General features: G+C 67.3%; 12 protein-coding genes. 4 read left to right on the top strand and 8 right to left on the bottom strand.

Annotated features, from left to right (window positions below):
• Positions 1-3: 3 nt before the first annotated feature.
• From OA56_RS05315 to purN, 6 genes are all read right to left on the bottom strand, one after another.
• The gene (locus OA56_RS05315; protein ID WP_461583878.1) at positions 4-1182 is read right to left on the bottom strand and encodes an acetylornithine transaminase; all 1179 of its coding nucleotides are present in this window, start codon (positions 1180-1182) and stop codon (positions 4-6) included.
• Positions 1183-1344: 162 nt separating this feature from the next.
• The gene (locus OA56_RS05310; protein ID WP_461583876.1) at positions 1345-3240 is read right to left on the bottom strand and encodes a propionate--CoA ligase; all 1896 of its coding nucleotides are present in this window, start codon (positions 3238-3240) and stop codon (positions 1345-1347) included.
• A 148-nt stretch (positions 3241-3388) separates the two neighbouring features.
• Complete coding sequence (locus OA56_RS05305) at positions 3389-4363, bottom strand: oxidoreductase (protein WP_461583899.1); 975 nt, start codon at positions 4361-4363, stop codon at positions 3389-3391.
• Positions 4364-4436: 73 nt separating this feature from the next.
• Entirely contained in the window at positions 4437-5783 is a 1347-nt protein-coding gene (locus tag OA56_RS05300) for an RsmB/NOP family class I SAM-dependent RNA methyltransferase (RefSeq protein WP_461583874.1), read from the bottom strand.
• Positions 5780-6469 carry a DUF3108 domain-containing protein gene (locus OA56_RS05295; protein ID WP_461583872.1) on the bottom strand — a complete coding sequence of 230 codons (690 nt, stop codon included), beginning with the start codon at positions 6467-6469 and terminating at the stop codon, positions 5780-5782. The genes OA56_RS05300 and OA56_RS05295 overlap by 4 nt, the downstream gene beginning before the upstream one ends.
• Positions 6469-7119, bottom strand: a complete 651-nt coding sequence (gene purN, locus OA56_RS05290; protein ID WP_461583870.1) for a phosphoribosylglycinamide formyltransferase — start codon at positions 7117-7119, stop codon at positions 6469-6471. The genes OA56_RS05295 and purN overlap by 1 nt, the downstream gene beginning before the upstream one ends.
• Positions 7120-7181: 62 nt before the next feature.
• On the opposite strand from purN, the gene mutL reads away from it, so the two are divergent.
• Entirely contained in the window at positions 7182-9113 is a 1932-nt protein-coding gene (gene mutL, locus OA56_RS05285; protein WP_461583868.1) for a DNA mismatch repair endonuclease MutL, read from the top strand.
• Between the two features lie 23 nt (positions 9114-9136).
• Here mutL and OA56_RS05280 read toward each other — a convergent pair whose 3' ends face one another.
• On the bottom strand, positions 9137-9724 hold the full coding sequence (locus tag OA56_RS05280) for a YqaA family protein (RefSeq protein WP_055422691.1): 588 nt from the start codon (positions 9722-9724) through the stop codon (positions 9137-9139).
• A gap of 58 nt (positions 9725-9782) precedes the next feature.
• On the opposite strand from OA56_RS05280, the gene miaA reads away from it, so the two are divergent.
• Positions 9783-10757, top strand: coding sequence for a tRNA (adenosine(37)-N6)-dimethylallyltransferase MiaA (gene miaA, locus OA56_RS05275; protein ID WP_461583866.1), 975 nt, complete (start codon positions 9783-9785; stop codon positions 10755-10757).
• Here miaA and purM read toward each other — a convergent pair.
• On the bottom strand, positions 10754-11818 hold the full coding sequence (gene purM / locus OA56_RS05270) for a phosphoribosylformylglycinamidine cyclo-ligase (RefSeq protein ID WP_461583864.1): 1065 nt from the start codon (positions 11816-11818) through the stop codon (positions 10754-10756). The genes miaA and purM overlap by 4 nt on opposite strands.
• Positions 11819-11938: 120 nt before the next feature.
• Here purM and OA56_RS05265 point away from each other — a divergent pair, with 120 nt between their 5' ends.
• A complete protein-coding gene (locus OA56_RS05265; RefSeq protein WP_141054153.1) occupies positions 11939-13021 on the top strand; it encodes an AI-2E family transporter in 1083 nt (360 codons plus the stop codon).
• Complete coding sequence (locus tag OA56_RS05260) at positions 13018-13752, top strand: HdaA/DnaA family protein (RefSeq protein WP_461583862.1); 735 nt, start codon at positions 13018-13020, stop codon at positions 13750-13752. Before OA56_RS05265 ends, OA56_RS05260 begins: the two co-directional genes overlap by 4 nt.
• Position 13753 lies beyond the last annotated feature (1 nt).

Below are 13753 nucleotides of genomic sequence, written 5' to 3'. Positions count from 1 at the left end.
CCCTCAGTGGCGCGCGACGAAGCGCTCGACGAGCGGCACCAGGCGCTCGACGATCTGCTGCGCCTCCTCGATGGCGAGGATCAAGGGCGGGAGCAGGCGGATGACGCGCTCGGCGGTGACGTTGATGAGCAAACCCGCTTCCAGCGCATCGAGCACCAGCGCCCCACAAGGGCGGTCGAGCTCGACGCCGAGCATGAGCCCCTGACCGCGCACACCCTTGACCTGAGGAAGATGCGCCAGGCGCGCAGCGAGCGTCGCCTTGAGGTAGCCGCCGACCCGGGCAGCGTTGTCGAGCAGGGCGTCGGTCTCGATCACGTCGAGCGTGGTGAGCCCGGCAGTGCAGGCGAGCGGATTGCCGCCGAAGGTGGAGCCGTGGTTGCCCGGGCCGAAGAGCCCCGCTGCCGGCCCGGCGGCGAGACAGGCGCCGATGGGCACGCCCGAGCCCAGCCCCTTGGCGAGCGTCATCACGTCGGGGCGCACCTCGCTCCATTGCCAGCCAAACCATTTGCCGGTACGCCCGAGGCCACATTGCACCTCGTCGCAGATCATCAGCAGTCCATGCGCGTCACACAAGGAACGCACGGCGCGCAGGTATTCGGAATCGGCGAGCCGGATACCGCCCTCACCCTGGATGACCTCGAACATCACGGCCACCAGATCCGGCGTTTCGGCAATGAGCCGGGTGAGCGCGGCGATGTCACCGAAAGGCACGCGCAGGAATCCCGGCACGAGCGGCTCGAACCCCAGCTGGGTCTTGACGTTGCCGGTGGCCGAAAGGGTGGCGAGCGTGCGCCCATGGAAGGCGTGTTCCATCACGGCAATTTTTGGCGCTTCGACCTTCTTCACCTTGTGGCCGTAGAAGCGCGCTAGTTTGATGGCGCATTCGTTGGCCTCCGCCCCCGAGTTGCCGAAGAAGACCTCGTCCATGCCGGAGAGCTCGCACAGGCGGTCGGCCAGGCGCTCCTGGGCCGGGATGCGGTAGAGGTTGGAGGTATGGATCACGGCCTTCGCCTGGCGGGCGATCGCCTCGACCAGGCGCGGATGGCCGTGCCCCAGGGTGGAGACGGCGATGCCGGCGAGCGCATCGAGGTAGGGTTTGCCTTGTTCGTCGTAGAGCCAGACGCCCTCGCCGCGCACGAAAGCCACGGGCAGACGGGCGTAGGTGTTCATCAGATGCGACATGTGCGACGCTCCCGCGAAATCCGGTTTTCCCGTGCAGTAAGAAAGGGGTCCGGATCAGGAAAAGTCTATGATCTTACGGGAAAGGCGCTTTTTTTGAAAGAGCACCCATAGCAAAAAGCGGCGCCACGCGGCGCCGCCGTCTTTCTTGCACGATCAGGGCGCTCAGCTCTCGCGGATGGCCTCGGCGACCATCTCGAGGGTATGGGCGTCCTCGATGGTGGGAAGATCGCCGGGGTCGCGCCCTTCGGCGAGCGCCTGCAGCGAGCGGCGCAGCATCTTGCCCGAACGCGTCTTGGGCAGCCCCTGCACGAAATAGACGCGGTGTGGACGCGCGATCGCGCCGAGGAGCTCATCGACCGTCTTCTTGACCTCTTCTTCCAGCGCCCGGCGCGCCTCGCGCGTGGCGATGCGCGAAGGATCCTTGACCACGGCGAAGGCCACCGGCACCTGCCCCTTCACCTCGTCGTGCACCCCGACCACCGCCACTTCGGCGATCGCCGGATTGGCCTGGATCGCCTCCTCGATCTCGCGCGTCCCCAGACGGTGCCCCGCGACGTTGATGACGTCGTCGATGCGCCCGAGAATGGTGAGGTAGCCGTTCTCGTCCTTGATGCCCCAGTCGGCGGTGGAATAGACGAGCGGCTCGCGGAAGAGGCTGAAATAGGTCGACACGAAGCGCTCGTCCTGCCCCCAGACGGTGGCCAGACAGCCGGGAGGCAGCGGCGGCACGATGCCGACGATGCCTTTTTCGTTGGGGCCGCACTCGGTGCCGTCTTCGCGATAGACGTGCAGGTCGTAGCCGTAGACCGGCAGACCCGGCGAGCCGTACTTGATGGGCAGATCTTCCTGCACCCCGCGGCACAGGGCGAGGATCGGCCAGCCGCTCTCGGTCTGCCAGTAGTTGTCGATCACCGGCACGCCCAAGGCTTCGTGGATCCAGCGATGGGTGGTCTCGTCGAGCGGTTCGCCGGCAAGGAAGAGGTGCTTGAGCGAGGAGAGGTCCCGCTTCATGTAGGAAGGGTCCTGCTTCTTGAGCACCCGCACGGCAGTAGGCGCCGAGAACATGACGTTGACGCGGTACTTCTCGACGATGCGCCACCAGATGCCCGGGTCGGGGCGAAGCGGCGTACCCTCGTACATCACCGTGGCCATGCCGGCGAGCAGCGGCCCGTAGATGATGTAGCCGTGCCCGACCACCCAGCCGATGTCGGAGGTGCAGAACATCGTCTCGCCTTCGCCGCCGCAGAAGATGTGCTTCATGGAGCTCGCGAGCGCCACGGCGTAGCCGCCGGTGTCGCGCTGCACCCCCTTGGGCTTGCCGGTGGTGCCGGAGGTGTAGAGGATGTAGCTCGGATGGGTGGCATCGACCCACTCGACCGGCACGCGCGCCTCGCCCACTTCGTCGCGCAGCGTCGCATAGTCGAGGTCGCGCCCCTCGACGCGGGCGAAGTTGGGGTCGAGCCCGCGATCGACGATGAGCACCTTCTCCGGCGGGAACTGGGCGAGCCGGCAGGCTTCGTCGAGCAGGTGTTTGTAGGGGATGACGTTGCCGTTGCGCATGCCCGCTTCGGCGGTGACGACGAGCTTGGGTTGGGCATCGTCGATGCGGGTGGCGAGCGAGGCGGCGGCAAAGCCGCCGAAGACCACCGAATGGATGGCACCGATGCGCACGCAGGCGAGCATGGCAAACGCCGCCTGCGGGATCATGGGCATGTAGATGAGCACCCGGTCGCCTTTCTCCACGCCGAGCCGGCGGTAGATCGCCGCCATGCGCTCGACTTCGCGCTGCAGCTCGCCGTAGGAGTAAGTCTTCTCCTCGCCCGTCTCGGTGGAGACGTAGATGAGCGCCGGCGCGTCGGGGCGCTTGGTGGCATGGCGATCGACGGCGTTGTAGCAGAGGTTGGTGAGCCCGCCCTTGAACCATTTGACGAAAGGCGGATTGCTGTAGTCGCAGATGAGCTCGGGCGCTTTCTCCCAGTGGATGAACTGCGCCTGTTCGGCCCAGAAGGCGTCGCGATCCTCGATCGAGCGACGGTAGAAATCCTGGTACTTGCCCATGTCCTCTCCCCGATGACAAAGAAATTCCGGAGCGATGCCGTCCGGTCTTGCGAAAGTTGTCTATTATAAGACATGGTACCAAAGGGGAAATCCCCGGTCTCGCGGCAGAACGGCGAAACCAGGGAGTTCTGGCCAAAAAGGGCTCGGCTTACTCGCCGCCGATGCGCACCACCGTGCGCCCTTTGGCGCGGCCGGCGATGAAGTCGTCGAAGGCAGCGGGCAGTTCGTCGAGCGTGATGACGCGCGTGATCTCGGTCAGCTTCTTCGGTTTGAGATCCGTGGCGAGCCGCTGCCAGACGATGCCGCGGGTGGGAAAGCCGATGTAGCCGGAATCGACCCCCAGCAGGCTCACGCCGCGCAGGATGAAGGGAAAGACCGTGGTCTCGAGCTTGGGCGAGGCGGCATTGCCGATGGAGGCCACCGTACCGGCTTGCTGCATGGTGGCGAGCATCCAGTGCAGGATGGGGCCGCCGACGTTATCCACGGCGCCGGCCCAGCGGGATTTCTCCAGGGGGCGGGTGGCGGCAAAATCGATGGTATCGCGCAGCAGGATCTCGGCTGCCCCTAGCCCCTGAAGATAACCGCTCTCCTGTGCCTTGCCGGTGAGCGCCGTCACGCGATAGCCGCGTCCGGCGAACATCTGGATGGCAAAGCCCCCTACCCCGCCGGTGGCGCCGCTCACCACCACCGGACCTTTTTCCGGCTCGAGGCCATTGTCTTCCATGCGTTGGATGCCGAGCGCGGCGGTGAAGCCGGCCGTACCCAGCGCCATGGCCTCGAACAGATCCAGACCCTGCGGCAGAGGAATCACCCAGCCGGCAGGGATGCGGGCGTATTCGGCATAGCCGCCGTGGTGCGACACGCCGATGTCGTAGCTGGTGGCGATGACCTTGTCGCCGGGACGAAAACGCGGATCGCTCGACTCGACCACCGTACCCGAAAGGTCGATGCCGCCGATGCAGGGAAAGCGCCGGATGATCTTGCCCTTGCCGGTGGCGGCGAGCGCATCCTTGAAGTTGATGCTGGAGTACGCCACCCGGATGAGCACTTCGCCCGGATCGAGGACGTCGAACCCGACCTCTTCGATGCCGGAGCGCACCGCCCCGCCCTCTTCGCGGATCATGAGGCATTTGAATTTTGCGGGTAATTGTCGTTCTTGCGTCATGGCGACTCCTCCTTCGTGAATGAAACCGCAATCAGGGTGAAGTGCCGCGCTCGAGCACGGCAGCGAAAAAGCCGTCGGTGCCATGCACGTGCGGCGCCAGGCGCAGCACCGTCGGGCTGAAGCGATCGACCAGCACCTCGGCCGTCGGACTCTCCCATCGGGGAATCTGCTCGGGCACCCCCGCCTTGAAGAGCAGCGGCAAGGGATCGAGCAGGGAGAACCGCGGCTCCTGCGCGAGGAAGGCTTCGAGCACGGCCTCGTTCTCCTCGGGCAAGAGGCTGCAGGTGACGTAGACCAAACGGCCGCCGGGGCGCACCAGGCGCGCCGCGGCCGCGAGGATGGCGCACTGTTTTTCCTGCAGCTCGGCGATCAGCGCCGGGTGCTGACGCCACTTGAGATCCGGATTGCGCCGCAGTGTCCCGAGGCCGGAACAGGGCGCATCGACCAGCACGCGATCGGCCTTGCCTTCGAGCCGTGCGAGGCGCTCGTCGCGCTCATGCGCGAGCACCATGGGCTGTACGTTGGTGAGTCCGGAGCGCACGAGCCGCGGCTTGAGTTTGGCAAGCCGCCCGGCCGAGACATCGAAGGCGTAGACCTGGCCGGTGTTGCGCAGCGCCGCGGCGAGTTGCAGCGTCTTGCCGCCCGCTCCGGCGCAGAAGTCGACCACCGTCTGCCCGCGACGGGGGGCTACGAGCAGGGCCACCAGCTGGCTTCCCTCGTCCTGTACTTCGAACATCCCTTCCTGAAAGAGGGGATGGGCATGCAGTGCCGGTTTCCCTTGCACGCGGATACCCAAGGGCGAGAAAGGGGTTGGCGCGCAGTCGATGCCGTCGGCCTGAAGCCGAGCGAGCACCGCCTCGCGCGTCGTCCGCCACGAGTTGACGCGCAGATCGAGCGGGGCCGGTCGGTTCGAAGCCGCGAGCAGCGCTTCGGTCTCTGCCGGGCCATAGGCGGCATCGAGCCGCTCGATGAGCCAGTCGGGCGCATCGAGCCGCTCGGCGCGCGAGAGCACGGGCGCGGCCGCCTTGCGTTCGGCGAGCCAGGCGCGTTCCCCTTTCTCCAACCAGGGCTCGAGGCGAGCGAGCGACCAGCCTTCGCCGCGCATGAGCCAGGCGAGCAGCAGCGCGCGCGGATTCGTACGCCCGGCCCAGGTTTCCAGACTGCGTCGATGCCGCAATACGGCATAGACGCGCTCGGCGATCTCGCCGCGATCGCGCTGCCCCAAGTGGGGCCGCTCGCGGAAGAATCGCGACAAGACGGCATCGGCCGGTCGCTCGAAGCGCAGCGCCTCGGCGAGCGCTGCCACCGCCTCGGTCAGCCAGGGGGCACGCGGCGCGGTTTCGCCCGATGGGGCCTTTCGGCGACGGGAAGCGCTCATGACTGCAGCCAATGGTCGAACACGCCGTCTTCGGACTCGATGAGCAGGCGCACCGGTCGGGAGACGGGCTCGGATTGCCACCACACGGTCATGGCGAAATCGCCGCTGTCGGTGCGTGCCGTGATGCGCTGCACCGGGATTTCTCCCAGGCCGTCCACTTTCAAACGCTCCGGCTGTGGTTCGACGCGATAGCTCGCCTGCTTGATGCGCCTACCCGTGACCACGGCGATCTTGCCTTCCCGCGGTCCTTTCTGGCGCAAGAAACCGAGCTGGTGCATCAAGGAAAGATAGTCCTGCTCCTGATCGGTGAGGGGCAGCTCCTTCGTTTGCCCCTTGCGCGTGGTCCGCACGATGCGGGCATTCCAATCGAAATCGAGCAGCTCGGGCGGCTTACCCTGTCGATGGCGCTCATAGTGCAGCGGATGAAAACCCGTCTTCGCATCCCAGGTGCCGTTGCTCGTGCGTTTCTCATTGACCTGGGCGACCAGCGCGACCAGACCGGTGGTTTGTAATTGCAGGGTCATGGCGTAGCGCCCGTCGTCGCCCAGCGTCCAGGCGAGGTCGGCTTGCCCGATCTGTAGCCCCCTTTCGCCGCTCAGGACGCGATAAACGAGCCGCTGCGACTCGGCAGCGAAAGCGGATGCCGCAACGAGCATGCCAACAACGACCAGAATTTTCTTCAACATCATGACTCCAATGGCGGCCAGACGAGGGCCGCTTCTTGCACGCTGGCCGACACTCCCTGCAGCACGACGCGGCCGTCGGCCGTGAGCCGCAGGCGATCCTCGACGAACCAGCGCACCGCCTGCGGATAGATGCGGTGCTCCTGCGCGAGCACGCGCGCAGCCAGCGTCTCGGGGGTGTCGTCGGGCAGCACCGGCACTGCCGCCTGCACGACGATGGGCCCGTGATCGAGCGCCGGAGTGACGAAGTGCACCGTGGCCCCGTGCACGCAGCACCCTTCCTGCAGTGCCCGCTCGTGCGTGTGCAGTCCGGGGAAGGCAGGCAGCAGCGAGGGATGGATGTTCAGCATCCGCCCTTCGTAGCGGCGCACGAAGGGCGCTCCCAGCACCCGCATGAACCCGGCGAGCACCACCAGATCGGGCGAGAACGCGTCGATCGCCGCGGCGAGCGCCACCTCGAACGCCTCGCGCGAGGGGTGGGCTTTGTGATCGACCACGGCCGTGGCGATGCCGTGGCGCCGGGCGAATTCGAGGCCGGCGGCTTCGGGACGGTTGCTGATCACCGCCGCGACGCGCGCCCCTGGAATCGCAGCGCGCACGATCGCCTCCATGTTGCTGCCGCGGCCGGAAATGAGGATCACCAGATTGCGCACACCCGCTCCTTTCACGCCGGCTTCACGATAAACTTGGATTGTAGCGTCTACCGCCAAGCCCCATGCCCCGTATCCACCTGCTGCCCGACGCCCTGATCAACCAGATCGCTGCCGGCGAAGTCGTCGAGCGCCCTGCCTCCCTCGTCAAGGAACTGGTCGAGAATGCGCTCGACGCCGGCGCCCGTGCCGTGGCGGTGACGCTCGAGCAGGGCGGCGTGCGCCGCGTCCGCGTCCAGGACGATGGCCACGGCATAGCGCGCGAGGAGCTCGCGCTCGCGGTCATGCGCCACGCCACGAGCAAGCTGCACACCGCGGAAGACCTGGAGCGCATTGCCACGATGGGTTTTCGCGGCGAAGCGCTCGCGGCGATCGCCTCCGTCTGCCGCCTGACGATCACCTCGCGCGCTCAGGGAAGCGAGCACGCCTGGCGGTTCGACGCCGTAAGCGGCGAACTCGCCCCGGCGGCTCTGGAATCCGGCACGGTGATCGACTGCGCCGACCTTTATTACAACACGCCGGCGCGGCGCAAGTTCCTCAAAAGCGAATCCACCGAATACGCCCACTGCGAAGAGGCCCTGCGCCGCGTGGCCTTGTCGCGCCCAGAAGTAGCCTTCGCGCTCAGCCACAACGCCCGCAGCGTGCTGCACCTCAAGCCAGGCACCCCCGAGGAGCGGCTCGCCGCCCTGCTGGGGGAAACGTTCATCGAACGCAGCCGGGCCGTGGAGGCCGAGGCCGGGCCGGCTCGGCTCTTCGGCCGGGTGATCGAACCGCGCCACGCCGATCAAAGCCGACCGCCGCAATACTGGTTCGTCAACGGCCGCTTCGTGCGCGATCGCATGCTGACCCAGGCACTGCGCCAGGCCTACGCCGACGTCCTGCACGGATCACGCCAGCCCGCCTTCGCCCTCTTCCTCACCATCGACCCCGCGCTCGTCGACGTCAACGTCCATCCGGCCAAGATCGAGGTGCGCTTCCGCGATTCGCAGGCGGTGTTTCGCTTCGTGCTCGACGCGGTGCGCCGGGCGCTGGCGCCGAGCCGCATCGCGCTCGAAGCGCCTGAAGAAACCGATCGGCGAGGGAGCCCCGAATCTCTCGGCACGGCGCCCCTGCCGCAACAGCCAAGCCTACCCTACCCTTCCCGGAGCGGCGCACCGGCCTCGCGCCCGGCCCCCTATCCCGCCTCGCCTCCCCGCGCCCCCGCCGGTTCGCGTCTGCACGACGCCGACGCCGGTTCGCGCCTGCACGACGCCGCCGCCGAGACTGCCTATCTCGCCTTCGCCCGCTCGGCCCTTGCCCCAACGAGGGAAGCGGACGGCACCTCGGCCGTGCGACCGGTCGCAGAAAGCACCGAAAAGGGCTCGCCGGAAATTCCCGCCCTGCCGGCTGCCACCAGCACCGACGACGCCCTCGCCCCCCCGCCGCTCGGCTACGCGCTGGCGCAACTGCACGGCATCTACCTGCTCGCGCAAAACGCCGCCGGACTCGTGCTCGTCGACATCCACGCCGCACACGAGCGTATCCTCTACGAAGGGCTCAAGGAGGCATGGGATCGCACCCCGAGCGTGCAACGCCTGCTCGTGCCGCTCGTGCTCGCGGTCGATGCCCGAGAATATGCTGCATGGGAAGAACACCGTGAAACGCTCGAACGGCTGGGGTTCGACGTCGGCGCCCTGGGTCCCGAGCAACTGGCCGTGCGCTCGGCCCCTTCGCTCCTCGCCCAAGGTGCGCTGGAACCCTTGGTGCGCGCCCTGCTGCACGAACTTTCCGAGCTGCCGCAAAGCCTTGCCGTCGAATCCTTCCGTGATAAGATTTTAGCCACGATGGCCTGTCATGGAGCCGTACGGGCCAACCGCCCGCTCACGCTCCCCGAAATGAACGCGCTCCTGCGTGCCATGGAGCGCACCGAACGCAGCGACCAGTGCAATCATGGCCGCCCCACCTGGGTGCAACTGAGCCTCACCGAGCTCGACCGCCTCTTCCTGCGCGGACGCTGAACGCCCGCAGCTCTTCTGGCCGCTCAGCCCCACCCCCAGCGGTAGAGCGCATAGGCAAGGAGCAGTGCCGCCACGCTCGCCCAGCCGAGCCGGTCGATGATGCGGTGCAGCCTCGCCTCCATGCGCTCGCCGCCCCAGCGCATCAGCGCCGCCACGAGAAAAAAGCGCGCGCCGCGCCCCACGAGCGAGGCGAGCGTAAACGGCAGCAGCGCCATCTGCGCCACCCCGGCGGCGATGGTAAAGACCTTGTACGGGATCGGCGAGAAGCCGGCGATGAACACCGCCCACGCTCCCCAGGCGTCGAACCATGCCCTTGCCTGCAGATAAGGCTCCCAGTACGAAGAACCCTCCAGCCAGGGCCGGATCCCCGCGAACGCGAAATAGCCGATGGCGTAGCCGAAAAGCCCTCCCAACACCGAAGCCACGGTGGTGAGCAAGGCCAAAGCCCAGGCGCGGCGCGGCGCGGCCATGGCCATCGGCGCGAGCATCACATCCGGCGGCACCGGAAAAAACGAGGATTCGGCAAACGACAGCAGCGCCAGATACCACGGCGCGTGTGGATGGCGCGACCAGCGCATGGTGCGCGCGAACAGCGAAGAAAAGATCTTCATCGACGAAAATGGCCTGGCGGGATGAGAATCGGCCGGATTCTATGCTATAGAAAAGAAAATGCACATACCGCCACCCCCAAAGGGCGAGGTCACCAACCGTCCCCTTATCCCCTGGCTGCTCGGCCCTACCGCCGGCGGCAAGACGGCGCTCGCGCTCAGGCTCGCCGAGCGTTTTCCGCTGGAGATCGTCAGCGTCGACTCGGCGCTGGTCTATCGCGGCATGGACATCGGTACCGCCAAGCCCACAGCCCAGGAACGGGCGCGCGTGCCGCACCATCTCATCGATCTCGTCGAACCGGAAGAAGCCTACGGCGCGGCGCGTTTCCTTGCCGATGCGCTCGCCGCCATCGAGGAAATCCTCGCGCGCGGGCGGCTGCCGCTGCTCGCGGGCGGCACCATGCTCTACTTCAAGGCGCTAAGGGAGGGCCTCTCCGACCTTCCTCCAGCCGATCCGCGCCTGCGCGCCGAGCTCGACGCACGCGCGGCACGCGAGGGCTGGCCGGTGCTACACGCCGAACTCGCCCGCCTCGACCCGCAGGCTGCTGCCCGGCTCGCTCCCACCGACGCGCAGCGCATCCAGCGCGCACTCGAGATCGTCCTTCTTACTGGCGAACCGCTCGCTGCACGCTACGCCCGCCGCACCCCTGCCGCCCACGGTTACCGCTGGCTGCCGCTCGCGCTCGTGCCGACGGATCGCGCACGGCTGCACGAGCGCATTGCCGAGCGCTTCCACGCGATGCTGCAAGCAGGATTCATCGAGGAAGTGATGCGGCTACGGCAGCGCCCGAACCTCACCCTTTCCCACCCTTCCATGCGCGCCGTGGGCTATCGCCAGGTCTGGCACTACCTCGAAGGCACGATCAGGCGCGAAGCCATGATCGACGCCGGGATCGCCGCCACGCGGCAACTGGCCAAACGCCAGCTCACGTGGCTGCGCCAGTTCGGCGAAACCTGGCCCGAGCTGCGCCGCTTCGACCCCTTTGCGCCGGACACGCCGCAGCGCTTGGCTGCGGCGCTGGAGGAGGCGTTTTAGGCTGGCGAGCCCACGATGCGCGCCTGCGGCTCATCCCCTACCCGCGGCACCACCTCGCCGATGCGATAGACCGTCTCGCCCTGCGCCCGCAGCAGTCCTTCTGCCGCCCCGGCCTTCTCGGGCGCGACCACGAGCACCATGCCAATGCCGCAGTTGAAGACGCGCGTCATCTCGGCCTCGGCCACCTCGCCCTGCTCCTGCAGCCAGCGAAAGAGCGCCGGCCGGGGCCAACTGCCCAGATCGATGTGCGCGGCGAGCGGTTCTGGCAGGATACGCGGCACGTTCTCCCTGAGCCCACCGCCGGTGATGTGCGCAAGCCCCTTGACGGCCTCGGGCAGCTCGCGCAACAGCGCCAGGATGCTGCGCACGTAGATGCGGGTGGATTCCATCAGCGCCTCACGCAGCGGCTTGCCGTCGAGCACGAGCTCGGCATCGCGCGCCGCGTCCACCCCATGGCCCGCCTTGGCGAGCACGCGACGGATGAGGGAATAGCCGTTCGAGTGCGCCCCGCTGGACGCGAGCCCCAAGAGCACGTCGCCGGCGGCGATGCGCGAACCGTCGAGGATGGCCTCGCGCTCCACGGCTCCGACCGCGAACCCGGCCAAGTCGTATTCGCCTTCCGGATACATGTCGGGCATCTCGGCCGTCTCACCGCCAATCAGCGCACAGCCGGCGAGTTCGCAGCCGCGCGCGATTCCGCCCACTACCCGCGCCGCCACCTCGACGTCGAGCTTGCCGCAGGCGAAATAATCGAGGAAGAAGAGCGGCTCGGCGCCTTGCACGAGGATGTCGTTCACGCTCATCGCCACCAGATCCTGCCCCACCCCGTCGTGCATGCCCCAGGCGAACGCGAGCTTGAGCTTGGTGCCCACGCCGTCGGTGCCGGAGACGAGCACCGGATCGCGATAGCGCCCACCCAGCGCGAAGAGCGCGCCGAAGCCGCCGATGCCAGCGAGCACTTCCGGGCGCATGGTGCGCGCCGCCAAGGGTTTGATGCGTTCGACCAGGGCATCGCCCGCGTCGATATCCACTCCGGCATCCCGATACGTCAGTCCCGTCACAACGGCTCCTCTTGCTCAGCTTCCGGTTTCCCGGCGATAATTGACACCTATATATCACAAGGCGGTCGTTTCGACCGAACCCTCGCACATGGCGAACGACGCAAAATTGTACGATACCGCATGAACGGCGCACCCTCGACCCGTGCAGAATTTTGGCTGTGGGGTGGATGTGCGGCGCTCTTCGCGCTGCTCTTCTACTCCCTGCTGCCGGTGCTCACGCCGTTCATCGTCGGCGCGGTGCTCGCCTACATCTGCGGCCCCATCACCGACCGGCTCTCCGCCCTGGGCCTGCCGCGATCCTTGGCGGCCTGGCTCACCATCATGGCCGTCGGGCTGGTGCTGGTGACCCTCGTCCTGCTCGTGCTGCCCATTTTCTGGCGCCAGATCGCCGTCTTCATCCAGCAGCTGCCCGACCTGCTGGGCCGGCTCGACACGCTCTTGCAGGACCTGGGGCGGCGCATCGGGGTCGACATCGATCGCATCGACCCGGAGTTCGTGCGCGACTGGCTCAAGGAACACTGGGCGAGCGCCCAGAGCTGGCTGCTGGTGCTGCTGGGCAAGCTCAAGAGCGGCGGCGCCGTGCTCGTGGGAACGCTCATCGACCTCGCCCTCATCCCGCTGGTGATGTTCTATCTGCTGGTGGAATCGCCGCGCCTGCGCCGCGCGTTGTTGCGCCTGCTGCCGCGCGACTGCCAGCAGCCGGTGGCAAGGAAGATGCGCGGCATCGACCAGGTGCTGGCCGAATTCCTGCGCGGGCAGCTGTCGGTGATGATCGCGCTCGCTTTTTACTACAGCATCAGCCTGAGTCTGGCGGGGCTCAATTTCGCCCTGCCGATCGGCGTCATCACGGGACTCGTCGCCTTCATTCCCTACGTGGGCTACGGCACGGGAGTGGTCCTGGCCACCTTGGCCACCCTGCTGCAAGGGCCGGAGCTCGGGCTCGTGCTGCCCGTGGTCATCATCTTCGCCCTCGGTCAGGCCCTCGAGACCTATGTGCTCACCCCCTATCTGGTGGGCGAGCGCATCGGGCTGCATCCCTTGGCGGTGATCTTCGTGCTCATGGCCTTCGCCCACTGGTTCGGCTTCGTCGGTATGCTGATCGCGCTGCCCACCGGCGCGGTGCTGCTCGTGGTGTTGCGCGATCTTCTCGCGGCATGGAAGCGCAGCACCCTCTACCGTGGACGTCGGGGGAAAGGCCCTTGAGCACCCAGCTCGTGTTCGATTTCTTCGACGACACCGTGCCGACCTTCGAGCGCACGGTCATCGGGCGCAACGCGGAGCTGGTAGCGGCGCTGCAGTGCGTGGTGCAGACGCGAGACGGCAATCCCCTGCCCGCCGCCCATCTCTACCTCTGGGGCGACTCAGGCAGCGGTCGCACGCACCTTCTGATCGCCACCGCCGAGTTCGCCCAACGCCACGCTCGCCCCGTACACTACTTCGCCGCAGAGCATTTCGCCGGCGAAGCGCTGCCGGAGACGCCCGAGGCGATCCTTCTCCTCGACAACGTGCAGCGCGCCCCCCCTGGGCTGCAACATGCGCTCTTCAACGCCTACAATCGCGCACGCGAACTCAAGCAACGGCTGGTGGTGAGCGGTGACGCCCCGCCGCTGCGACTGGCGCTGCGCGAGGATCTGCGCACCCGCATCGGCCAGAGCCTGGTGTTCCACGTCGAGCCACTCGACGATGCGCAGCGGCTCGGCTTCCTGCAGCAGTGGGCCCAGGCACGCGGCATGCGGCTGGAACGCGACGTAGCCACCTACGTGCTGCACCGCATCGAACGCGACCCGCGGCGCCTGGCCGCTTTCGTCGCCGCGCTCGACCGGCGATCGCTCGAGCGCCAGCGTCCCGTGACCGTGGCGCTCGCGCGCGAGGTGCTCGCCGAGCTGGAGGCGGAACCGCTTCGGGATGAATCTGGTCTATCAAACAAGGAATGAT

It is taken from the genome of Tepidiphilus sp. HLB4 (assembly GCF_054823945.1).
Note: the sequence above shows the minus strand (reverse complement) of the source record. Positions and strands in the feature narration are given on the sequence as shown.